The sequence below is a fragment of the Pseudoteredinibacter isoporae genome (genome assembly GCF_040372805.1).
Classification (GTDB): Bacteria; Pseudomonadota; Gammaproteobacteria; order Pseudomonadales; family Cellvibrionaceae; genus Pseudoteredinibacter; species Pseudoteredinibacter isoporae_A.
Map to the genome: position 1 here is coordinate 253,053 of NZ_BAABWJ010000003.1, position 22,535 is coordinate 275,587.

Below are 22,535 nucleotides of genomic sequence, written 5' to 3' on the forward strand. Positions count from 1 at the left end.
CCTAATTCAGGCCCTGATAACGCTGAGCATGATAATCACTGTTCCCGAACAGCATCTCCAACATAGTCAGCCGCTTGAAGTAGTGCCCAACATCCAGCTCATCGGTCACGGCAATACCACCGTGAATCTGTACCGATTCCTGACCAACACGGCGCGACGCCCGACCAATGCGATACTTCGCCGCCGAGATGGCTTTGGCGGCCTCAGACGGATTCTGCTCACTCACTAAAACCGCTCGCAGCAGCATCGATTTGGCCTGCTGATGCTCGATAAACATATCAGCCATGCGGTGCTGCAACGCCTGAAATTTTGAAATGGGCACACCAAACTGCACTCGGGTTTTGGTGTATTCGACGGTTTTTTCCAAACTGACACCCATAGCACCTACAGCTTCGGCGCAAGCGGCAAGGCAAGCATTGTCCACCACAGCTTCAACAGCGGCTAGGGCCTGACCTTCTTCGCCCAAGAGGGTCGCAGCATCCAGCTCGACATTTTCGAATACCAGCTCTGCCGCGTTACTGCCATCTTGAAGCTTGTAAGTCTGGCGTGTCACACCTGCAGCCTTGGCATCCACCATAAACAGACTCAAGCCATCACGATCAGAGGACTCGCCTGAGGTTCTTGCCAACACCAACAACTTCTCGGCCGCAGCGCCGTTCATTACCACGGCCTTTTGCCCATTGAGCTGGTACGTTGTCGCGTTTTTTTCCGCGCGGGTGCTCACCTGATGCAAACAATATCGGCTGTTCGCTTCGGTAAATGCAAAGGCCCACTGACACTGTCCAGCCATTAACTCTCCGAGCAATTCCGTTTTTTGTTCACCCGCACCCAGGCGTGCAATCAACCCGCCCGCCAAAATCACATTCGCCACATAAGGCTCCATCAATAAACCTTTGCCAAACTCCTCCATCAGCACCATCACATCCGCAGCACCGCCGCCCATGCCGCCATCTTCTTCAGAAAAAGGCACCATCAACCAGCCCAGCTCTGCAAACAAATTCCAGAAGTCCTGATTAAAATTCGCCTCGCTGTTCACGGTGGTCATTCGGGTATCAAAGTCGTAATCGTTCTGCACGAATTTAGCGACACTGTCTTGCAGCATTTGCTGCTCTTGAGATAAAGAAAAATCCATGTCGCGCTCCTTATAAACCTAAAACCGCTTTGCAGATAATGTTTTTTTGAATTTCGTTACTGCCGCCATAGATCGAGGCTTTACGATTATTAAAATACTTGGGGGCTGAGTTTGCGGCCGTATCCGGGCCAATGTGATCACCTTCAAACTCCGGCAGAAATTGCTCTTTCACAAAGGGCAAACTGTAATAACCGGCCACATCCATATACAGTTCATCAATCGCCTGAGCCACTTCTGTGCCTTTGATCTTCAAAATAGACGATTCCGGACCAGGAGCCTTGCCCGTACTTACGGCCGCCAACGTTCGTAACTCGGTGAATTCCAGCGCCTGCAGTTCGATTTCCGCATCCAACAACTTAGCTTGAAAACGGGGATCTTCCGCAAGACAGCCCAAACCTGTTGATGCTTCCGAGGCTAACTTTTTCAGTTTTTCCAGACGCACTTTGGAGTGCGCGACACGAGCAATCCCGGTACGCTCATGGGTCAGCAACACTTTGGCATAGGTCCAACCCTTACCTTCTTCACCAATGCGGTTTTCAATCGGCACCCGTACATTGTCAAAGTGAATTTCATTCACTTCACGGTGGCCATCCAAGGTGATAATCGGAGAAACGGTAATGCCTGGATCATCCATATCGACCAGAACAAAGCTAATGGCTTCCTGGTTTTTGGTATTGGCGTCACCGGTACGGACCAGGCAGAAAATCCAATCGGCGTAATGCCCTAAAGTTGTCCAGGTTTTGGTGCCATTGATGACATAGTGATCACCATCGCGAACAGCGCTGGTTTTCAAAGAGGCCAAATCAGACCCGGCATTGGGCTCAGAGTACCCCTGACACCACCACACATTACTGTTCAAAATATCTGGCAGGAAGCGTTGCTTTTGCTCCTCATTCCCATAGGTGTAGATAACCGGCGCCACCATTTTCATGCCGAAAGGCACCACATCAGGCGCACCGGCTTTCGCGCATTCATTGGCCCAAATGTATTTTTGAGTCGGCGTCCAACCGGTACCGCCATATTCAACCGGCCAATTCACCGCAGCCCAACCTTGCTCGGCTAGAATTTTTTGCCAACGCACATGATCGTCTTTGCTGGTAGGTGTCCCGGCCAAGACCTTGCAACTGATTTCCTGAGGCAATTTCTCTTCCAGAAACTGACGCACTTCAGCTTCAAAGGCCTTTTCCTCAACGGAAAAATCGATATTCATTATTATTCCTCTTGCTGTGCACGGCGATATGACTTGCCGAATTATGATGATGTAATGTTTTCGATTAATGCTTAAAACGACTGAAAATCTTTGACCAAATTTTTAGCAATAACCATTTGCTGGATTTGGCTGGTGCCTTCATACAAACGAAACAAGCGCACATCGCGATAAAAGCGCTCGACCCCATAGTCAGCAATGTAACCACTGCCACCGAGAATCTGAACTGCGCGGTCCGCCACTCGCCCCACCATTTCCGTACAAAATAATTTACAACACGACGCTTCTGTTCCGTGTGGGCGCTCATCATCTCGTTTACGTGCGCAATCCATCACCATGGACTCACCTGCGTAGATTTCCATCTTACTGTCGGCCAGCATGGCTTGGATCAGCTGGTGCTCGGCAATCGCCTTGCCAAACTGCTTACGTTCAGTGGCATAACGAAGGGCATCATCCAGCAGGCGTTGAGCAATGCCTACACTCAGAGCCGCAATATGCAAACGTCCTCGATTAACCACCTTCATGGCGGTGTAAAAGCCTTTGCCCTCCTCGCCACCGATCAGATTGGCTTTCGGAACGGCCACTCCATCAAAGTTTACATCGCAAGTGAAGGAACCGGCGTGTCCCATTTTTTTGTCTTTTGTACCCAAACTGATGCCATCCGAGGTCGCTTCAACCACAAACGCAGAAATCCCGCGCGCACCCGGCTGCTCTGGGTCCGTGCGCGCCAAGACCGTAAACAAATCCGCTCGGGGTGCATTGGTGATAAAACGCTTGGTTCCATTGAGGATATAATGGTCGCCTTCGAGGCGAGCGCGAGTTTTCAGAGACGCCGAGTCAGACCCAGCATCAGGCTCGGTCAGACAGAAAGAAGCAATACACTCACCACTGGCGAGCTTGGGCAAAAAACGCTCGCGCTGCTCCTCAGTGCCATCAAACACCAGAGCCGCCGAGCCAATCCCATTATTGGTTCCGATCAGAGAACGAAAAGCTGGGGACGTGCCCCCGAGAGTCATGGCCGCCTGCACCTCTTCTTCCATCGTCATGCCCAAGCCCCCATAGGCTTCGGGGATAGTCAGGCCAAACAACCCCATCTCACGCATCTCCTGCACCACATCTTCAGGGATATCGTCCTCTTCGGCGACCCGATTCTCCAAAGGCCGTAGCCGCTCATTCACATAGCGCTGCAGCACGTCCAGCAGGGCCTGATGACTCTCGATATCTCTTATCACGGGGCATTCCTATTCACAGAGTGTTCCGCAATAGTAGCAGTATATTCCGCAGTGCGGAACACCCTACACTCAGGAGCATGATGCTAGATTGGCCTGAGTGCTAGAGGGTATACCCAGGGCTATGCCATGAGAATGGATGGTAAGTGAAGCGCCCATCCGAACGCGTGCAGGAAGCACATTGACCGCCCCTACTCGTAAACTGAATAGCAAAATCATATAAGGAAACGAAAGCCAACCACGTAAATAAGCGTAGGGAGAACATTTACGTCGATAGATGCAACGCAGAAATCACCCGTCAATTCAAACAAAAAGATTAGGGCAATAACTTAGGAAAAGCTGAGAAGTGACGAAAATAATTGACAGAAAACGGTGTAAATAAAAGAGCCGCTGAGCTTTATTCAGCGGCTTATGATCAAACAAGGCTATACACAGTAGCTAAGCAAACTCCAGCACGCCATCTTCCAACTTACCATGACGAATAGCAAAGTAGTCTCGGTAATAGTTATCCTGATTACGCCAGGGGTAAGCTTCACCTTGCTTGGGCATAATGCTTTCAGCGCGGGCAATGTAGCCGGACTTCAAGGAATCGATCATCGGACTTTGTTCGAAGCCATTTACATCCAGTTTTGGCATCACCCGCTGGCGGCCGGTTGTTTTCATGTGCTTCAACAAACGACACACGTAATCAGAGGTCAGGTCGGCTTTCAATGTCCAGGAGGCATTGGTGTAACCAAATATCGCGACCATATTTGGCAGGTTACCAAACATCATGCCTTTATAATTCACCAACTCGCCAGGCTGCAATTGTTGATCATCTTTATACAGCTCGATACCTCCGAGGAACTGCAGATCCAGACCAGTAGCTGGTACAACGATATCCGCTTCAATAGTGTCGCCGGATTTTAAGGTCACCCCAGTTTCCGTAAAGCTTTCAATATGATCGGTAACAATTGATGCGTCGCCTTCCTTCAGGCACTTAAATAAATCACTGTCAGGAACGAGGCACATCCTCTGATCCCAGGGCTTGTAGCTGGGATTAAAATGCACATCCACATCAACGGAATCACCCACCTCGTCTTTCACCATGTCACGCAGAAACTCACGTACTTTGTGCGGACTGCGCTTTGATTTTGTAAATATATACCAGCTCAGAAAAATATTTTTGGCACGCGCCAAATAATGTGCCCAACTGTCGGGCATATATTTGTGTAGCCATTTGGCAATCGGGTCGCGTGCAGGACGGGTAAATACATAAGTCGGTGAACGCTGCAACATTGTTACATGCGCCGCCTCATCCGCCATGGATGGCACCAGAGTAACGGCCGTCGCCCCACTACCAATAATCAGCACGCGTTTATCTTTATAATCGAGATCTTCGGGCCACTGCTGCGGGTGAATTTTCTGGCCAGAAAACGTTTCATACCCCGGAAATTCAGGTAGATAACCCTGTTCATAATTGTAGTAACCGGTGCACGTTACCAGGAAGCGAGCTTTGATAATCTGCTCATCCCCACCCTTGTGACGATAATGAACAAACCAGCACGCCGCTTTCGAATTCCACTGCAGTTTTTCTACACGATGTTCGTAGCGAATATGCTCATGAACACCGTACTCGGTGGCCGTTTCATCCAAGTACTCTCGAATGGATTCAGCCGACGCAATATCGGCGCCATTAGTCCAGGGCCGAAAGCTGTAACCGAAGGTGTACATATCAGAATCCGAACGAATACCCGGGTAACGGAACAGATCCCAAGTGCCACCAAAGTTCTCGCGCCCTTCCAGAATGGCATAGCGTTGATCCGGGCATTTCTGTTTTAGATGACAAGCCATGCCGATACCGGAAATACCAGCGCCAATAATTAGCACATCGAGTTCTTCCACAATCGCCTCTCAATTATTGTTATCAGGTTTATTTACGACCGTCCATATTGGCTGTCGCACAAATGACGACTTAACTGTGCCATAGGCCCTGAGCCTTAGCGATGATCCACGCTGCCAGGCTTTTGATAATTCCGGCCAAAGTGGTACGATTTGCCAAACTTTACAGTCAATGTGGATTAAGCAATATGCCTTCCCGCTTCTCCAAGACCAACGCAATAGCCGCGGAGAAACATCAGGTATTGGCCCGAGGCGATCTGTTCGCCAGTCACAGAAATGCCTTTGGTGTGCATCTGGAAAGACAACAGCTGGACGAGCTTGGGCTGGACGGAACCGCTGAGATACTGGCCTGCGGCATCCCTCCCATTGCACTGGAAGATCCCGACTACCCCATAGAACAGGAACAAGAGCAGGCCGTTCTACTCCGCCTCATCGAGGCTAACCACCCTAAAAGTCATTTGTCCCTGGCGCTGGAAACCGGCGCCAACGCGTCCATAACCCTGTTCGGCCTACTGGGGTTAACCGCTATGCATGCCGACAGCATTCTCCATGCCGTACAGACTATTTTGAGCTTTCCTGAATTGACTTGGGGACAAAGCCAGATTGAGCTGGGACGAAGCAAACATCATGACTATTGCTATTTTGATCTGTCACTTGAACCCCGCCTTGGCCAGAGGGGGCGGCAATTACAAGAGTTTTGCCTGCTACGCGATCTCGTCTCTTCCTCGACGTTGATTCAGGATATCGCTGGCCCAGACTGTGCACCAGTCGCGGTACACCTACCGTTTCCAGAGGGCGACGAAGCCCGGGACTTACAGCAACACTTTCAGGGAACCGTGCATTTTGGGCAGGCGCGCGCGAGCCTGCAGCTCCCGCTCGGTTATTTTGATCGACTGCCTCTACGACAAAACCAAGCCATTTACCGAGCCTATCTCAAGCTGGTTCAACGGGTCTCTGCTGATCTACGCCGGCAGAGCCGCTATGGCGAACTGGTTAAGCGCCAATTGCAACTCCAGGCGGTTATTCCTGATCGCGATACCCTCGCACATGCACTCAATGTCAGCCCCAGAACTCTGGCAAGAAAACTCGAGGCTGAAGGTATAAGCTTCAAACAGCTGCGCAGGGAAGTACAACAAAGTCGAGCTGAGCAAGCCCTTAGCAAAGAGGCCCTGTCGATGGGCGAACTCGCCGAGCAACTTGGCTTTACCGATTCAGCCGCTTTCAGTCGAGCATTCAAAGGCTGGACCGGTGTTGCACCTACCGAGTGGAAGAAGCAAGCACTCACAAACAACTAGCTGTCCAGATCTTGCCCGAAGTAACAACAGACACACGATTAACAAATCTTATTGCCCTTATAGCCGCGATGTAATTGACAGCAGCGAGGGTCACAGTAGAATCTGCACACCCATTCGAATGACATTCGAATAAGATGACTCCCAGAAAACACGAGACTTTTGTTATGCCACCGGCTCCGAAACACAGCCCGCAGGAACAAGAGGACATGATCCTCTGCGCCGCCGCCAGCTGCATCTCACAAACTTCATTGCTGGATTTCACCATGTCGGCCATTGCCAAAGAGGCTGGTGTGTCTATAGGCACCCTATATAAGCATGTGCAAAGTAAGGAGGATGTGTTGGTAGCACTGGCCGTGCGCATGTTTCATCGCCTTCATGAGACCTTCGCCAAAGCACTGGAATTACCACTGACGACGCCAGAAAAAATCATCGCGGTGTCTCTGATCAATCCGAACAAGACCCAATGCTATATCTTCGACAGCCATCTCGATGCACTGGTGAACTGTGAAGCCATTTTACGTCGGGCCTCACCGCGATGGCTGGAAAACATGTCCCAAAGCGTTGACGCCATCAGCCAGCTGTTTGCTGGTCACTGGCAACGGGCAATGGACAATGGCGAACTCGACCTGAACGCGAGTGACGCTACGTTGGACGAAATCAACACAGCCTGCTGGTCATTGCACGTTGGCTACACCCAGGTAGTGTTACGCCATCACAGTCGCACCGCAAAGGAAATGACCGAGCCCTTGCCCTACCCCTTGCCGGCCGATGATTTACTGGTTCGCAATTTTAAGCGCTTGCTCAATAGCTTTCACTGGAGACAACCCCTCGACCAGCCCGGCATTGAACGCGCACTCGCCGCCGTTATAGCGGCCGATTTACGTTGATTTATTTTTACTTTGAACTGGATTAATACCATGACCTTACGCCGTTGGATAATTACCGTTTTTATGTGCCTACTGGTGCTCGTTGGCCTCGGCAGCATAAAGTTTTTTCAAATCAAGGAAGCCATTGCCATGGGCGAATCCTTTCCAGAGCCCTCTGCAACGGTTCAGGCTGTGCGCGCAGTTGCCGCTGAATTTCGTCAGCAATTGCACGTCAGTGGAGAACTGACCGCACCACAACAACTGGAGCTTCGCACTGAACTGGGTGGAAAGATTCAGACGCTAAACCTGCCCTCCGGAGGAAACGTTTCACAAGGCCAGGTATTACTGCAATTGGATGTCAGCGAAGAGCAAGCCCGTCTGCGTGCCGCCAAAGCCAGTGCGCGCTTAGCCAAACTCACGTTGGACCGCAATAAAAAGCTGCGCAAGCAAAATCGCGTCAGTGCAGAAGCGCTTGACCAGGCTGAAGCCGACTACCAAACTCGACTCGCTGAAATCGCGGCGCAAGAAGCCGTAATCAATAAGAAAACCCTTCGCGCGCCCTTCAGTGGCCGAGTGGGTCTGCATACCCTGGAAGAGGGACAGTACTTAAACCCGAACACGCTCATCACCCAATTGATTGGCCAGAACGACTATATCTGGGTCGATTTTTCAGTGCCTCAGGATTTTCCAAACCTTGATGCCAGCAGTGACATATCGGTAAAACTTGCGAACAAGGAAAGCATTCCTGCAACTTTGATTGCCAGCGATGCGGAAGTGGACAGCCGCTCACGCCAACTGCGTTATCGTGCGCGCATCGACATTCCTGAAGGCAACACTTTGAACAGCAATAGCATTGTGGAAGTTCATCTCAACGCCGGGCAAGCGAAGGCCGCTGTCTGGGTGCCCGATGTCAGCATCAGCCGCGACCAGTTTGCAAACTACGTGTACATTTTGCAGCCCGAACAGGGCTCCGACAATTATCGTGCCGAGCGCGTTCGCGTCAAACTTGGCCCTCGTCAGAACGACGGATTTATGTTGAGTGAAGGTTTGGAAGAAGGCGCACTTATCGCCAGCATTGGCACCTTTAAATTACGCCAGGGCCTGAAAGTGTATGTACAGGCAGCATCGGCTCAAAGCGCCAGCGTGCAAGGAGGCGCCCAATGAGTCAAACACATGAGCGCGCCAACTTTATGGACATCTTCGTAAAGAAGCCCGTCCTTGCGGTTGTCGTTTCATTAATTTTGTTGCTGGCTGGAATACGAGCCGCACAAGAAATATCGGTTCTTCAGTATCCCAAAATTGAAAGCGCATCACTGGTCGTCAGCACCATTTACACGGGCGCCGATGCCGAGACTGTTCAGGGTTTCATTACTGATCCCGTTGAACGCGCTGTCGCGACGGTACCAGGTATTGATTATGTGGATTCCAATACCGTTGCTGGTTCCAGTACCGTAACCGGTTGGCTGAAACTCAATGAAAATAGCACCGATGCACTGGCGGAGCTCAATGCCCGCTTAAGTCAAATTCGCTTTGAGCTCCCCGCTGGAGCAGAAGACCCGGCAGTTTCGGTTAGCCGAGCAGATCGAACATCGGCAGTGTTTTATTTACCTGTTTATGCCGAAGATTACTCCCGTGCGGAACTCAACGATTACTTGGTGCGCCGGGTAAACCCCATTTTGTCCTCCATTGACGGTGTTCAACGTATTGGATTGGAAGGCGGCCGCAACCCTGCCATGCGAGTTTGGCTGGACCCAAACCGTTTGGCCGCCTATGACATTGGCGCCAATGAGGTCCTCAACGCACTGCGCGACAACAACATCATTGCTACCATTGGGCAGAGTGAAAATGCTCGCCATCGTATCAATTTGCTCGCCGATACCACACTGAAAAACGTCACCGATTTTGAACAATTGGTGGTGCGCGACACGGGCGATGGATTGATTTACCTACAAGACGTCGCGGATGTTGAACTGGGTGAAGTTGAAGGTGAAGTAAACGGCCGCTTTACTCAGCGTTCCACAATCTTTATTTCAATCTGGCCGCTGCCTGGCGCGAATGAGATCGAAATCGGTGATGAAGTGTATCGCCAACTCGACAACATTCGCCCCACGCTACCCGATGGGGTAAGCATCGACATGGGTTACGACGGCACCCTGTATATGCGCGCGGCCCTGAAAGAAATTTTCACGACCTTACTGGAAACCGTTTTTCTGGTGGGCATTGTGGTTATTGCCTTGATGGGCTCTTTTCGCACGGCCCTGGTGCCACTGATTACCATCCCGATTTCCATTTTGGGGGCAGTTGCCGCCATGGCCATCATGGGGTTCACCTTGAACCTGTTGACGGTTCTTGCAGTGGTGCTTTCTGTTGGTTTGGTGGTTGACGATGCCATTGTGGTGGTCGAAAACGTGGCCCGCCATATGCGCAATGGCATGAGCCGAACGCAAGCTGCCCTGACCAGTTCACGGCAATTGCTGGCTCCGGTTACCGCAATGACCATCACTCTGGCGGCGGTTTATGCACCCATTGGTTTTCTATCGGGCCTGACCGGTGTGCTGTTTAAAGAATTCGCTTTCACATTGGCGATTGCGGTACTGATTTCAGGCTTGGTGGCGGTCACGCTCTCTCCCATTATGAGTGCCCGAGTGTGCCCAGAGGGCGGTAAAGAAAGTCCGTTAACGGTTTGGGTAAACCGTCAATTTGAAAAGGCTCAGCAATGGTATCGTAGCTTTTTGGATAAGGTGTTCAATTGGCGCGGTCAAATCGTATTTGCGGCAATCTTTATTGCGCTGTTGACGATTCCTTTTTACCTCTTCTCTCAAAAAGAGTTGGCTCCGGTAGAGGACGACAGCAGCATCACTATGATTGTCACCTCACCACCTGAATCCTCACTGGAATACACCACTGAAAATATGCATCAGGTGGTGGACACACTCCTGACGACTGAAACCGCCCATGGCATGTGGCAAGTACTGCGCGCCAGCGGTGGTGTTGGTGGTATTTTACTAGGCGAGGTGGACGCAAGAGAAAAAAGTACGCAGGAATTATTGCCAGAAGTGTTTGCCAAACTGGGTGGCATTTCGGAACTGAAAATTCTCCCGGTTCTGTCGGCCTCACTACCTACCGCCGGAAACTTCGATGTGGAGTTGGTCATACAAGGCCCGGCCAGTTACGAAACCATGCGTGGTTATGCCGAGCAGATGATGGGCAAGGCATACCAGAGTGGAAAGTTTATGTTTGTCGACACCGACCTGCATATCGATTTGCCCCAGGTACGCTTTAAACTGCATCGTGATCGCATTGCCGATTTGGGTATGAGCCTCGCTTCGGTGAGTGAACAACTGAGTGTTTTACTCTCATCCAACTACAGCAACCGCTTTGATGGCAATGGTAAAGCCTTCCGAGTGATTCCCATGCTGAAAGATTCCGATCGCGGTAACCCCGAGGCGTTCCTGAATCTGCAGTTGCGCACTCCCGCAGGCGACATGATTCCAGTTTCCAGCATTGCCAGCCTGGAAAAAACCACCGGCCCGCGTCTGCTCGGAAAATTCGATCAGCAGAAATCTTTCCGTATTTTTGGTGGTGTTTTACCTGGCACCACTCGCGAACAAGGCTTAAGTGCATTGGAAGGCATTGCACAGGAAGTACTGCCTGAGAACTTTAACTTGGACTACGCGGGTGAATCCCGCCAGTTGCGCAATGAAGGCAACACCTTAATGGGCGTACTGATCGTCGCTTTAATCGTGGTCTATCTAGTACTGACTATCCAATTCAATAACTTCCGCGATCCACTGGTGATTCTTTTGGGGTCGGTTCCCTTAGCGCTGGCTGGAGCCATGATGTTCCCATTCCTCGGCTTAACGACGGTCAACATTTATTCCCAGATTGGCCTGGTCACCCTCATTGGCCTCATCGCCAAGAACGGCATTCTTATTGTGGAGTTTGCGAAACAATTGCAAGAAGACGGCTGGACCAAGATTGAGGCTATCAAGGAAGCCGCAACCACTCGCCTGCGCCCGGTGTTAATGACGACGGCCGCAACCGTGTTGGGTCACTTCCCTCTGGTTCTGGTAACCGGTGCCGGCGCCGAAGCTCGTAACAGCATCGGTATCATTCTGGTGGCGGGCATGTTGATTGGTACCGTGTTCACACTGGTGGTGTTGCCGGTCATTTATCATTACCTCGGTAAAGACCTTAGCCAGGAAGTCGCAGCAGAAAAAGCCCAGGTCGACACTCAACCGGTAGCGGCGTCGAGCTGATCTGCAATCCATCAAACTAGTAATCTTATTGCGCTTCAGTATAGAAGCGCTGAAAAAGGCTCTCGAATGTATCGAGGGCCTTTTTTATTGACCGCAGATTCGGCACTTCGGATAGACGTTCGATCCTATGACACTTTAGAGGTAGGTCGAGTCAGAATAAAGCTTGCTGACCCCAAAAGAATCAGCGACAGCACAATGAGTAGCGTCGTACTGGTATCCCGCAAATAAATCATCACCCAACTGGCCGTGATAAACACGACAGCCAGGCATTTGCCTCCCAGAGGAATGGAACCTTCTCGATACCACAACCGTAAGCCCGGCCCCAAGCGAGGGTGGCGCAGCAGCCACCACTTAAAACGCCGAGACCCTTTACTGCCCGCCCAAAGCGCGAGCAACAGAAACGGTGTTGTTGGCAAAACCGGCAGAAAAATACCCAGCACACCCAAACCTACGCAACAATAGGCCAGGGCCATATACAGTAGCCGCATCCAGCAACCCAAGAAAAGACGACAAAATCCTATGCTAGGGCAATTTCATCGCAGAGAAAAGAGGGCCTTAGCCCGGGCATTGAGATTCTGCAATCTCGTCAACGTGACGGCGCAGCCAAAAATACCCGAGAAGCCCCACCACGATATTGGTCGCGGCCGTGGCCACAAACAAACCGGTCAAGCCCCAGAACTCCATTGCTACCCAAGCGAGGGGCAAATACAAACCCAAAACTCGCAAGCTGGAAATGACCAGACCAGGCATAGGCTTACCTATGCCGTTAAAAGCGGCGTTAATGTACATCACCATGCCATAGCAGCCATAGCTGATTGGCACGAGTAGCAAATAGTCCTTGGCGACAGCAATCACCTCTGGGGAATCACTGAACAGGCCGGCCAACCACTCACCACCAACGGCCAGTAAGACGGCAACGGCCAAGCCCATTCCGAGGCAAAAACGCATGGCAACACGCTGGGCTTCGCGAACGCGATCTATTGCCGAAGCTGACAGATTTTGCCCAAAGAAAGGCCCCATCACTGCGGATAAAGCATAAAAGCAAATCAACACAATAGGCTCGACACGAAGTGCCACCCCCAGCCCCGCAACCGCGGCCTCACCGTAACTGGCCACCATGGCCACCACGATGGCACTGGCCAGAGGGATAATCACATTGGTTCCCATAGCCGGGAGCGCCACATGGAATACCTCTCGCCAGGAAGCCACCAGCTTCTGCATGGCGACGAAGGGACTCGCCAAAACCTGCAAACGAACAATCAGAATGTGTGCAACCGCCAGCAATACTCCAACGCGGACAATAAAGCTGGCCCAAGCGGCACCCGCGAGTTCCAGGCGGGGAAAACCCCAAAGACCGAAAATCAACAAGGGATCCAGCAGACCATTGGCCAGGGCCGACACCCCCATCAACACACCTTGCAACTTACTCAACCCCATTGCCCGCAATCCCGCCATGGCGGCCATGGGCATAATGACCATCGGCACACCCAGGAACCAGATGTCCATATATTCGCGAATCAACGGAATCAGTTTCTCAGAGGCACCCAGGGCGTAAAAGATCGGCTCCATAAACCACCACCCCAGGAAGCCGAAGATGACAGACAACAGGAATGCAATTGTCAGCACGTCGGTCAATAATCGCTTTGCCGTTTCCTGGTCACCCGAGCCAATCGCCCTCGCGACACAGGAAGAAGTACCCGCCCCCAGGCCAATCGCCAGGCTCGTGTACACCATCACCACAGGAAAGGTAAAACTCATTGCGGCCAGGGCGTCTTCCCCCAACTGGCCTACAAAGAAGGTATCAACCGCATTAAAGGACATCATTGCCAGCAAACCAATCACCATAGGTGCGGCCATTTCCCGCAGTGTTTTCCCTACGGAGCCTTGGGTTAAGGTGGCTTGCATTGCTGAAGACATGGAGATACCTATTTAAATTCAAGCCGCGCATTATAGCACTGCAAGCCGGTCTGAATCCCTTCGCTTTGCAATTCCATACCTGATTTCTAACGGTTCATCTGATACATTGCCGATTCACACAGGGGGATGGGAATGGAAAAAGAGTTTTGGCTGCAACGCTGGCAGGAACAGCAAATCGGCTTTCACGAAGGGCGCTTCAATAGCAGCCTACTGAACCACTGGCCCCATCTTCAAGCTCCGCATTCGGGCAGTGTGTTTGTTCCTTTGTGCGGTAAAAGTCAGGATCTGGTTTTCTTTGCTGAGAATGGCATGACCGTTGTAGGTATCGAACTGAGCCACATCGCGGTCGACGCTTTTTTTCATGAGCAAGGGCTCACGCCTCAACGATCTCAATACGGTGAACTGCAATGCTACCGAGCAGGGCCATACACCTTGTTTTGTGGTGATCTCTTCGCGCTCGACACGGAACCGCTTAAAGACTGCCATTGGGTTTATGACCGTGCCGCCTTGATCGCCCTGCCTGAAACCATGCGCCGGGACTATTGTCAGCATCTCGCCAGAATCCTGCCTCGCCCCTGCCGGAACCTGACCATCACCCTGGAATACGATCAGAGTTTAAAAGCCGGCCCTCCTTTCAGTATTGACCCGAGCATGCTGGCCGAGTTGTGCAATGATCTTGCCGACCTCGTCCTCCTGGGTGAGCGCCCTGAAGAAGTCAAAGGCATCACGGCGGTCGAGTACAGCATGGTCCTGAATTATCGCTAACGGCTTCTGTCGTGTTTGTTTTACCCCTTACCAGCGGTCGATTACAATAAAATGAACATCATCGTGATCAACATCTCTACCCATTGGGAATCAGAGTTGCGGGTAAAATAGTGCTTTTCGGCGAAGCAGAGACCTGAATGAAACAGGCAGAATAAGTCGTTCGATGACTTCAATGAATACAGGGCGAGGGTACCTAATGGCTTTTCTAACTCGGGCAAGAGCGCTGAGCTATCTTGCCAGTCTTACGCTGTTGTTGCTCACGCAAGGCAGTTGGGCCGATCAGCATAACGCCGGATTTACGATTCCCGACTCGAAGGTTTTACGTCTGGAATCCAAACAGCTCAACCGTTCTTACGATATCTATATCAAACTCCCCCCCAGCTATTTCGATGAAGGCAATCAGCGTCGTAAGTATCCCGTTGTTTATTTGAACGACGGACTCTATGCCTTTCAATTGGCCGCAGGCGTCACCCACTCAGCCATGATCAACAACGCCATGGAACACCATATTCTGGTGGGCATTTCTTACTCCCCTATCGACCGACCATTTGACAGTCGTCGCCGTGATTACACACCCAAGACCGCAGTAAACGACAAAGGTGAAGCGGCGTCATACCTAAATTTCTTACGACGGGAATTGTTTCCGTTGGTCGAGGAGCGTTATCGCATCAACAGTTTGCGCCGGGCCTACGCCGGGTATTCCCTCGGCGGGCTGTTTGGTCTGTATACAATGCTGGAGCACAGTGACAGCTTCCGCTACTACCTGATATCGAGCCCATCCCTATGGTTTGACAATCGTTGGATACTGGAAACCGAAAAACAACTGGCAAAAGAAACCAAAGACATCAATGCTGAATTGTTTCTGGGAATCGGCGCCTTTGAACGGCCCGCTCGCGCAAACGAGAATTACCGCAAACCCACCCCCATCAATATGGTGAACGACTTTAATCAGCTCTATCGCCAACTGGAACAAAGAAATTACCCGTCGCTTCGTTTAACAAAACTCGAAGTCTCCGGGGCACACCACGAACTGGTTTTCCCCACCGTACTCACTCAGGGTTTATATTGGCTGTTTCCTGGCGAAAAGTATCAAAAATAATTCAAACGAAAGAAAAGAACGTTCAGGGGATAAAAACAAGCAGAAGGAAGGAAAAGAAAAATGGGGCGACACTACGAAGCCCCGAGTCAAAGGAAATAGAAAAATTACTTCTCTTTGCAGAATTCTACGTTCTTGTTCTTTTTACGAATTTTGCAGAAAACGGTTGTTTTATCAGTGTCTGAAGTGTGAACCTTCAGATAAACGCGCGCAAAACCACCTGTGGTACTAATCTGTTTAAAACGAACTTTGTCTGCGCCAACATTGAATTGGCTGGCAGCCGTTTCTTCGGCCAATTGAATGTACTCTTGTTTTTTACCAGCGCTGGCAACAGGAACAAGAGCCAACTGTGCTGCGGCAATAAACGCAGCGGCTTTCACTAAACGATTCATGATAATCTCCTCCAAAAATAAGCAAGGTCATGCTAATGCTTGAGGAGAAAAGCAACAATGACAGAAACAGCAAATATGGTTTGCATATTTGCACAGTTAATAATGGATAAGCTGCGTAAAGATACGATAAGTAGCCCCAAAATCACTAAACCGAAAAGGCCAGCGAGGCTAAACTGGGCGCAACACCAAAATAAGAAACCGGGCAATAAAAACTCACAATGCGCACTTTTTCTACAAGCTCAAACGTAAAAATACCAATAAAAAACGCTCGCTGCCCAGGAAACCAGCATGAAAAATATTGACTGGAATGATCTTAATTATTTTTTAACCACAGTGCAAAACGGCTCCATGGCTGCTGCAGCTAAGCAATTAAAAGTCAATCACACAACCGTATCCCGTCGAATCTCTGCGTTGGAACAACAGTTAGGTTCACCACTTTTTGAGCGCACGGCAACAGGGCTCAGCATTACGCCACTTGGGGAAAGCATGATTCCCTATGCGGAAAATATGCGCGACTCGGTAAACGCCATGGATCGTCTTGTCACTGCAGACAAACAAGAACTGGCGGGCACCATTAAAGTTACTGCAATCGATATGTTTGGCCGACGAGTTCTGGCCCCAGTGCTCAAGGAATTTCTGGATCTTTATCCGAATATTGATCTCGAATTGATCTTGCAAGATGAAAACGTTGATCTTTCCGCTCGTGAAGCGGACCTCGCCTTTCGTGCAACCGACAACCCCGCTCCCGACTTGGTTGGCAAACGCCTAGGACGTTTTGCCATGACCGTCTATTGCACACAGGAACTGTGGGAACAGTATCAGCAAGATCCAAGTTCAGTATACGCAATCGACTGGACCGAGAATGGTCCAAGCACACCTGACTGGATAGAAGACTACATGCCAAAACTTCGGGTACGGCACTACTGCTCAACGTTCAACGGCGTTTATGAACTTGCTCGTGCCGGTTGCGGTGTTGCGAGATTACCCTGTGGCCTGGGAGATTCCACCCCCGAATTGATGCGCGTGCCCGGTATTCCCCTGTATCAAGGTATGGGCTTGTGGGTACTGAGCCATATTGATTTGCGCAATACCGCACGAATCAAAGTGCTGAGGGATTTTGTCGTTGAACGTTTGGAAAAAGAACTGCCCTTGATGGAAGGGCAGTGTGAAAATTACTGGCAAAGCCAGGATTACCATCGCCAGCTCTGAGTACCATGTGGAGCCCTACAGGCTCCATCGCTCGCCCCAAGCGGCGCTGTAATCCTGCATTTCACCCACACTGTGGGCATCAGTTACGGCAGCCGTCAGCGACTGGCGCAGCTGCAACTCACCGGTCCAAACCGGCCAGTCAAGATCACCATCGTCTTCTACGGGGCCACCGCTGCGAATTTTTACCGACGCTTCTTCGATATCCATCGCAAGAATCGTCGTCGCCGCCAACTCATTCTCATTGGGTGGGCGAAGATGCGGCCAACGTCCGGGCGCAATCAACTCCATAAACACTTCCAGGCTCTGTTCAATGTCCTGCTCGTCGTCCAGAACATAACACGAGCCCATCACCATCGCACTGCGGTAATTGCTGCTGTGGTGAAATGCCGATTTTGCCAGCACCATTCCATCCAATAAGGTGGCAGTGATGCAAATTGACTGCTCCCCACAGAGCGCCTTGATCATGCGACTGCCATTACTGCCATGAATCAATAAGCGATTGCCCCATCGCCAAACCAGCATTGGAATGACATAGCTCTGGCCGTCCTGAACAAAGCCCACATGGGCCACCATCGCTTCATCGAAAATCTGATACAGCGCTTCACGATCAAATACCGCTCGCTTTGGCGAACGACGCAGACGGGTTTTCTCGCTTTGCTGGAGAGGGCTCAATTGCTCACTATTGCTCATAGGTACTCCTTTGTTCTGGTACAGCTTACGAATGCTCGGCCACAGGGATCGTCCTGTCGCCCCAACGAATCAACGGGGTGCAGCTTATCGAAACATTGGCCCCTTGCTTAGATCCAATTTTAATTATTAAATGGAACCAATTAACCCTAAAGAGCCCTAACTATGGCTATCGCGACAAGCTTGCAGGAAATACGGCAACTCACGCTGGATCGTCACCACACTCAGAATCTTAGCCAACAACTCTATATGGGCTTACGGAATATGATGTTAGGCGGGCAGTTGCCATCCGGTAGCCAATTACCTTCCAGTCGTAACCTTGCAGAACAGCTGAACCTCGGACGCAATACCGTCATCGCAGCGTATGAACAGTTGCAAGCCGAGGGGTATATCATCAGCAAACGGGGCTCGGGAAGCTTTGTGGCCAGCCCTCTTCCCGACCAACTGCACAGCCCCTTGGTAGACGCCAAACCCGAAATCGGCGTGCCCAAATCAGGCGCCACACCTAAAATTCATAAAAACATCAATGACAGTTTTTGTGTTGGCGTGCCAGACCTCGCAGCATTTCCCCATAAAACTTGGCAGCGAATACAACAGCAGCTGCAAAAACACAGTGCTGATTTTATGGCCTATGGTGACGAAGCCGGTTTTTGGCCTTTGCGCCGCGCCATTGCACAGTACCTACAGCAATCACGAGCCGTGAAATGCCATGGCGGACAGGTGTTGATTACCTCCGGCGCACAACAGGCCCTGGATCTGTGTATCCGTCTGTTGTTGGGACCAGATGACGTGATCGCCATGGAAAGCCCGGGTTACCGGGGGGTCATGCGGGCTCTTCAGCACAGTGGTAAAAAGCACCTGCCCTGCCGGGTGGATCAGGATGGCCTGGATCTGCAAACCCTGATCGACGCCGAGACCACCCCCAACTTGGTTTACACCACACCCGCCAATCAATACCCCATGGGCGTCGTGCTGTCCCTCGAGCGGAAAATGGCCCTGTTACATTGGGCACAAACCCACCAAAGCTGGATCATTGAAGACGATTACGACAGCGAATACCACTACCAGTACCGACCTCTCGCCAGCATGCAGGGCCTCGACCCGCATCAACGGGTTATCTATCTCGGGTCATTCAGCAAAACCCTGTATCCCGGACTGCGTTTGGGTTACCTGGTTTTGCCGGACTCACTGATCGAACGCTTTACCGCCGCTCGGATCGCCTGCTATGGGCAGCCGCCACTGATGACACAAGCTCAGGTCGCCAGCTTTATAGAAGAAGGCCACTTCTACCGACACTTACGCCGTATGCGCATTGCCTACAAAGACAAACTCACGGCACTGCAACAGGCGATGACGATGCTAGAGCCTTGGGGCAAAACACTGCAGAGAAACGCTGGTATGCACATTGTGTTTGTTTGCTATCAGAACATTGATGACCATCAGCTGGTCCAGCATCTGGAAGCGCAAGGCATTTTTTCCAGCCCCTTAAGCGAATACTGTCATGGTAACGAGTCCCTTAAAGGCTTGGTGTTAGGTTTTGCCAACACCGCTGCGGAAAAGATGCTCCGTAAAATCAGTGTGATTCGCACGGTCTTGGAAACACTCTATCCCACCGACTGACACGCCCAGAGCCTTAAACACCTGAAGCTGCGACATCATGCCACATTGCCCTGTCGGTTTGATCCGGATTAAATTCTATTCTGTAAGCAGTAGGCAAATGAGCTGCTCTGCCTTACTCTATCGACTCATAGCTTATAAGGTGGTTCCTGATATTACGTACAACACATGCCCCCAACAGCGTTGCACTCACCATCAGGAACCGCCCACTTTTGCTGCAGAGTGTTTAGCCCAAGTATGCCCCCATCATGACTCAAGACCGCTCATTTAGTTTAGCCGCCCCCACCAACAATCTACGTCGCCTCATGGTGATTCGCGGCTTGTTAATATGCGCACTTTGCATCGCCTTGATCAGCAGCTATTTCGCTCTGCACCTGGTTCTGCCCTACACCGTCTTAGGCTTGATTCTCACCGGCATCACTGCCATCAATTTGATGACCTGGTTGCGTTTGCAAAAGCCTTGGCCTGTGACCGAGCTGGAGTTTTTTTCACAGCTGTTGCTGGACGCGCTTTGTATTAGTCTCATGTTGTATTTTTCCGGCGGCGCTAATAATCCTTTTGTGTCATATTATCTTGTTCCCCTGTGCATCGCCGCCGCTACCCTGAGCTGGAATTACGCGGCACTGCTCACAGCAATCAGTGTGGCAGCCTATACGGTGCTGTTGGTTTACCATATTCCCATTGAAGAACTGTCTCCCATGAGCCACCACCATCAACTAACCATGGTACAAGATGGCACCCACACGGGGATGAACCATGGCGGTTCGCAATGGAACATGCACACGCTGGGCATGTGGATTAATTTTATGGCCAGCGCTTTACTGATCAGTTACTTTGTCGTCCAGATGGCACGAAACATTCGCGGCCAAGATCAAGCCCTCACCCGATTGCGTGAAGAAGAAATGCTCAATCAGCAATTGATGGCCGTTGCCACTCTCGCTGCGGGCACAGCGCATGAGCTGGGCACGCCATTGTCCACGATAAAAACATTGCTGAGTGAAATGCAGGATGACTACCCCGACAAGCCCGAACTGCAAGCGGATCTGGCACTGCTGCAATCGCAGCTGGTGCAGTGTGACCACACCTTAAAAAACCTGATCAATCGAGCCGAACAAAGCCAGGCGGCGAGCCAGGGAAAACAGGATTTGCATCGATACTGCGAAGACATTATTGAACAGTGGCTCATTATGCGTCCCGAAGTCGAAGCCACAATTCAACTGGCCGAAAACTGCCAGGAACGCCAGGTCAGTTTCGACGCCACCATTGGCCAATCCATGTTAAATCTGTTGAATAATGCCGCCGACGCCAACCCGCGCAATATCGACGTTAACATTCATTGGAATGAATCGGAGTTTATTCTCACCATTGACGATAATGGCCCGGGCATTCCATTGGACATTGCCGAACAACTTGGCAAACCGTTTGTCAGCACTAAAGGCAAAGGATTTGGCCTTGGGCTGTTTCTGAGTCATGCCAGCATCAGTCGACATGGTGGAGAAATCAAACTGTATAATCGCGACAACAAGGGCACCCACACTGAGCTTCGCCTACCCTTGCCCAAGGAGCATGCATGACAGAAGACGCCGAGAAATTACTCCTTGTCGATGACGATGAAATTTTTTTGCATGTTTTGCAAAGAGCATTCAAGAAAAGAGGCTTCGACGTTCACACGGCCAACACCATCACTGAGGCACTGGCCCTGTGCGAACACTGTATGTTTTCCCGCGCAGTCGTAGATTTAAAACTGGCTGAAGAATCCGGTCTGCATTTGATTGATAAACTAAAGCAGAAGCAAGCTGATTTGGCCATCGTAATGTTGACCGGCTACTCCAGCATCAGCACTGCGGTGGAGGCCATCAAACTGGGTGCACTTAACTACCTGTGCAAACCCGCTGACGCCGACGACATATTGCACGCTTTTGAACAAGCCCAGGGAAATGCCAATGTGGAAATCAGCAATCAACCGCCTTCGGTAAACCGACTTGAATGGGAGCACATTCAACGGGTTCTCAACGAGCACGATGGTAACATTTCCGCCACCGCCAGAGCGCTCGGCATGCACCGCAGAACGTTACAAAGAAAATTGCAAAAACGCCCAGTTAAACAGTAAATCCAAAACAGCTTGTTCAGGCGACGATGACAATCTGGGCACTGGAATTGTTCAGAGTGGTCCTATACATTCTCTAATGCAAGTTTATAATTATTCTTCACTTCAAAAAAGACGAATAAGATTATGCATGGAGCCTGCCGCTGCGGCCAAATCAGCTACCAAGTCAGAAACAAACCCTTGTATTCAGGCTACTGCCACTGTCATGCTTGCCAGAAAAGAAACAGCGCCCCCTGTGTCAGCGTGTTTTTAATTCAGAAAAAAGACATCGACTTTCACGGCAAAACCGACAGCTTCCGCAGCCTGGGTGGTTCAGGCAAAGAGATGACTGAGCACCGCTGCCATGACTGTGGAGATGCCATCTACTCAGACTTAAGTGTGTTGGACAACGTGATTGTTTGCTTGGCTGCGACCCTAAACAACCCGAACGATTTCGAGCCCGAAGGTCATCTATGGGTCAGTAGCCGCGACCCAAGGTTTGAAATCAAAGACAACCTGGAACAACAAGCCGGGCCTCCCAAGCAAATGATGCCCTATTTGGCAAAGTAATCCTGAGTTCAGGCTCGCCAGAGGGTCCACGCCCCCACCAGGATAAATCCACCTCCGGCAATCAGGTTCAACCATTTTTCATTGAGATACTGGGATGCATACTGTCCCAGTAAAACACCGATTCCCGCGCAAGCCACCAGCGCCAGAGAAGCGCCAACAAACACAGTCCATTTATTCACTTCTTTGTCGGCGGCAAAGAGCAATGTCGCCAATTGAGTTTTATCACCCAACTCGGCCAGAAATATTGTAATAAATACGGTGGCGAAAACTTTCACATCCACTATCGTCTTCCTTCCTGATGATTATCAAGGCGCTGTCCCAGCCATT

20 protein-coding genes are annotated in these 22,535 nt (G+C 50.9%); 11 read left to right on the forward strand and 9 right to left on the reverse strand.

Features of this window, described 5'->3' with window-relative positions; genetic code table 11:
* Position 1: 1 nt before the first annotated feature.
* The 4 genes from ABWW03_RS09245 to ABWW03_RS09260 all read right to left on the reverse strand — a co-directional run bounded on the left by ABWW03_RS09245 (position 2) and on the right by ABWW03_RS09260 (position 5,452).
* Positions 2-1,132, reverse strand: a complete 1,131-nt coding sequence (locus ABWW03_RS09245) for an acyl-CoA dehydrogenase family protein (protein ID WP_353407835.1) — start codon at positions 1,130-1,132, stop codon at positions 2-4.
* A 10-nt stretch (positions 1,133-1,142) separates the two neighbouring features.
* A complete protein-coding gene (locus ABWW03_RS09250; RefSeq protein ID WP_353407836.1) occupies positions 1,143-2,342 on the reverse strand; it encodes an acyl-CoA dehydrogenase family protein in 1,200 nt (399 codons plus the stop codon).
* A gap of 71 nt (positions 2,343-2,413) precedes the next feature.
* Complete coding sequence (locus tag ABWW03_RS09255) at positions 2,414-3,571, reverse strand: acyl-CoA dehydrogenase family protein (protein ID WP_353407837.1); 1,158 nt, start codon at positions 3,569-3,571, stop codon at positions 2,414-2,416.
* 435 nt (positions 3,572-4,006) lie between these two features.
* On the reverse strand, positions 4,007-5,452 hold the full coding sequence (locus ABWW03_RS09260) for a flavin-containing monooxygenase (protein ID WP_353407839.1): 1,446 nt from the start codon (positions 5,450-5,452) through the stop codon (positions 4,007-4,009).
* Positions 5,453-5,637: 185 nt separating this feature from the next.
* Between ABWW03_RS09260 and ABWW03_RS09265 the strand changes: the two genes are divergently transcribed.
* The 4 genes from ABWW03_RS09265 to ABWW03_RS09280 all read left to right on the forward strand — a co-directional run bounded on the left by ABWW03_RS09265 (position 5,638) and on the right by ABWW03_RS09280 (position 11,869).
* The gene (locus ABWW03_RS09265; protein ID WP_353407840.1) at positions 5,638-6,744 is read left to right on the forward strand and encodes a helix-turn-helix domain-containing protein; all 1,107 of its coding nucleotides are present in this window, start codon (positions 5,638-5,640) and stop codon (positions 6,742-6,744) included.
* Between the two features lie 164 nt (positions 6,745-6,908).
* Positions 6,909-7,631, forward strand: a complete 723-nt coding sequence (locus ABWW03_RS09270; RefSeq protein ID WP_353407842.1) for a TetR/AcrR family transcriptional regulator — start codon at positions 6,909-6,911, stop codon at positions 7,629-7,631.
* Between the two features lie 30 nt (positions 7,632-7,661).
* A complete protein-coding gene (locus ABWW03_RS09275) occupies positions 7,662-8,774 on the forward strand; it encodes an efflux RND transporter periplasmic adaptor subunit (RefSeq protein ID WP_353407843.1) in 1,113 nt (370 codons plus the stop codon).
* Positions 8,771-11,869, forward strand: coding sequence for an efflux RND transporter permease subunit (locus ABWW03_RS09280; RefSeq protein ID WP_353407844.1), 3,099 nt, complete (start codon positions 8,771-8,773; stop codon positions 11,867-11,869). Before ABWW03_RS09275 ends, ABWW03_RS09280 begins: the two co-directional genes overlap by 4 nt.
* 125 nt (positions 11,870-11,994) lie before the next feature.
* Here ABWW03_RS09280 and ABWW03_RS09285 read toward each other — a convergent pair whose 3' ends face one another.
* Both ABWW03_RS09285 and ABWW03_RS09290 read right to left on the reverse strand, forming a co-directional pair.
* Complete coding sequence (locus ABWW03_RS09285; RefSeq protein WP_353407845.1) at positions 11,995-12,342, reverse strand: YbaN family protein; 348 nt, start codon at positions 12,340-12,342, stop codon at positions 11,995-11,997.
* 82 nt (positions 12,343-12,424) lie between these two features.
* Positions 12,425-13,786: an MATE family efflux transporter gene (locus tag ABWW03_RS09290; protein ID WP_353407846.1), complete on the reverse strand. Its 1,362-nt coding sequence runs from the start codon at positions 13,784-13,786 to the stop codon at positions 12,425-12,427.
* 132 nt (positions 13,787-13,918) lie between these two features.
* On the opposite strand from ABWW03_RS09290, the gene ABWW03_RS09295 reads away from it, so the two are divergent.
* Together ABWW03_RS09295 and ABWW03_RS09300 are read left to right on the forward strand one after the other, a co-directional pair.
* On the forward strand, positions 13,919-14,551 hold the full coding sequence (locus ABWW03_RS09295) for a thiopurine S-methyltransferase (protein ID WP_353407847.1): 633 nt from the start codon (positions 13,919-13,921) through the stop codon (positions 14,549-14,551).
* Positions 14,552-14,747: 196 nt separating this feature from the next.
* The gene (locus tag ABWW03_RS09300) at positions 14,748-15,650 is read left to right on the forward strand and encodes an alpha/beta hydrolase (RefSeq protein ID WP_353407849.1); all 903 of its coding nucleotides are present in this window, start codon (positions 14,748-14,750) and stop codon (positions 15,648-15,650) included.
* Positions 15,651-15,754: 104 nt separating this feature from the next.
* Here the strand turns inward: ABWW03_RS09300 and ABWW03_RS09305 are convergent, their stop codons facing one another.
* A complete protein-coding gene (locus ABWW03_RS09305) occupies positions 15,755-16,039 on the reverse strand; it encodes a hypothetical protein (RefSeq protein ID WP_353407850.1) in 285 nt (94 codons plus the stop codon).
* A gap of 288 nt (positions 16,040-16,327) precedes the next feature.
* On the opposite strand from ABWW03_RS09305, the gene ABWW03_RS09310 reads away from it, so the two are divergent.
* Entirely contained in the window at positions 16,328-17,248 is a 921-nt protein-coding gene (locus ABWW03_RS09310; protein ID WP_353407851.1) for a LysR family transcriptional regulator, read from the forward strand.
* Positions 17,249-17,263: 15 nt separating this feature from the next.
* Here ABWW03_RS09310 and ABWW03_RS09315 read toward each other — a convergent pair whose 3' ends face one another.
* Positions 17,264-17,938, reverse strand: coding sequence for a pyridoxamine 5'-phosphate oxidase family protein (locus tag ABWW03_RS09315; RefSeq protein WP_353407852.1), 675 nt, complete (start codon positions 17,936-17,938; stop codon positions 17,264-17,266).
* Positions 17,939-18,100: 162 nt separating this feature from the next.
* Between ABWW03_RS09315 and ABWW03_RS09320 the strand changes: the two genes are divergently transcribed.
* The 4 genes from ABWW03_RS09320 (at position 18,101) to ABWW03_RS09335 (ending at position 22,208) form a co-directional block, all read left to right on the forward strand.
* A complete protein-coding gene (locus tag ABWW03_RS09320) occupies positions 18,101-19,555 on the forward strand; it encodes a PLP-dependent aminotransferase family protein (RefSeq protein WP_353407854.1) in 1,455 nt (484 codons plus the stop codon).
* Between the two features lie 245 nt (positions 19,556-19,800).
* Positions 19,801-21,126: an ATP-binding protein gene (locus ABWW03_RS09325; RefSeq protein WP_353407856.1), complete on the forward strand. Its 1,326-nt coding sequence runs from the start codon at positions 19,801-19,803 to the stop codon at positions 21,124-21,126.
* Positions 21,123-21,662, forward strand: a complete 540-nt coding sequence (locus ABWW03_RS09330; RefSeq protein ID WP_353407858.1) for a response regulator transcription factor — start codon at positions 21,123-21,125, stop codon at positions 21,660-21,662. Before ABWW03_RS09325 ends, ABWW03_RS09330 begins: the two co-directional genes overlap by 4 nt.
* Before the next feature lie 123 nt (positions 21,663-21,785).
* Positions 21,786-22,208 carry a GFA family protein gene (locus ABWW03_RS09335; RefSeq protein ID WP_353407860.1) on the forward strand — a complete coding sequence of 141 codons (423 nt, stop codon included), beginning with the start codon at positions 21,786-21,788 and terminating at the stop codon, positions 22,206-22,208.
* A gap of 8 nt (positions 22,209-22,216) precedes the next feature.
* Here the strand turns inward: ABWW03_RS09335 and ABWW03_RS09340 are convergent, their stop codons facing one another.
* Positions 22,217-22,489 (reverse strand): TMEM165/GDT1 family protein, encoded by a 273-nt coding sequence (locus ABWW03_RS09340; RefSeq protein WP_353407862.1) that lies wholly within the window; start codon positions 22,487-22,489, stop codon positions 22,217-22,219.
* Between the last annotated feature and the right edge of the window lie 46 nt (positions 22,490-22,535).

Excerpts from the sequence above, each read along its gene's own strand:
- ABWW03_RS09285 (WP_353407845.1), bottom strand. The coding sequence starts at position 12,342 with ATGGCCCTGGCCTATTGTTGCGTAGGTTTGGGTGTGCTGGGTATTTTT.
- ABWW03_RS09245 (WP_353407835.1), bottom strand. The coding sequence starts at position 1,132 with ATGGATTTTTCTTTATCTCAAGAGCAGCAAATGCTGCAAGACAGTGTC.
- ABWW03_RS09250 (WP_353407836.1), bottom strand. The coding sequence starts at position 2,342 with ATGAATATCGATTTTTCCGTTGAGGAAAAGGCCTTTGAAGCTGAAGTG.
- ABWW03_RS09275 (WP_353407843.1), top strand. The coding sequence starts at position 7,662 with ATGACCTTACGCCGTTGGATAATTACCGTTTTTATGTGCCTACTGGTG.
- ABWW03_RS09300 (WP_353407849.1), top strand. The coding sequence starts at position 14,748 with ATGGCTTTTCTAACTCGGGCAAGAGCGCTGAGCTATCTTGCCAGTCTT.
- ABWW03_RS09280 (WP_353407844.1), top strand. The coding sequence starts at position 8,771 with ATGAGTCAAACACATGAGCGCGCCAACTTTATGGACATCTTCGTAAAG.
- ABWW03_RS09335 (WP_353407860.1), top strand. The coding sequence starts at position 21,786 with ATGCATGGAGCCTGCCGCTGCGGCCAAATCAGCTACCAAGTCAGAAAC.
- ABWW03_RS09305 (WP_353407850.1), bottom strand. The coding sequence starts at position 16,039 with ATGAATCGTTTAGTGAAAGCCGCTGCGTTTATTGCCGCAGCACAGTTG.
- ABWW03_RS09295 (WP_353407847.1), top strand. The coding sequence starts at position 13,919 with ATGGAAAAAGAGTTTTGGCTGCAACGCTGGCAGGAACAGCAAATCGGC.
- ABWW03_RS09320 (WP_353407854.1), top strand. The coding sequence starts at position 18,101 with ATGGCTATCGCGACAAGCTTGCAGGAAATACGGCAACTCACGCTGGAT.
- ABWW03_RS09310 (WP_353407851.1), top strand. The coding sequence starts at position 16,328 with ATGAAAAATATTGACTGGAATGATCTTAATTATTTTTTAACCACAGTG.
- ABWW03_RS09330 (WP_353407858.1), top strand. The coding sequence starts at position 21,123 with ATGACAGAAGACGCCGAGAAATTACTCCTTGTCGATGACGATGAAATT.
- ABWW03_RS09270 (WP_353407842.1), top strand. The coding sequence starts at position 6,909 with ATGCCACCGGCTCCGAAACACAGCCCGCAGGAACAAGAGGACATGATC.
- ABWW03_RS09325 (WP_353407856.1), top strand. The coding sequence starts at position 19,801 with ATGACTCAAGACCGCTCATTTAGTTTAGCCGCCCCCACCAACAATCTA.
- ABWW03_RS09290 (WP_353407846.1), bottom strand. The coding sequence starts at position 13,786 with ATGTCTTCAGCAATGCAAGCCACCTTAACCCAAGGCTCCGTAGGGAAA.
- ABWW03_RS09315 (WP_353407852.1), bottom strand. The coding sequence starts at position 17,938 with ATGAGCAATAGTGAGCAATTGAGCCCTCTCCAGCAAAGCGAGAAAACC.
- ABWW03_RS09265 (WP_353407840.1), top strand. The coding sequence starts at position 5,638 with ATGCCTTCCCGCTTCTCCAAGACCAACGCAATAGCCGCGGAGAAACAT.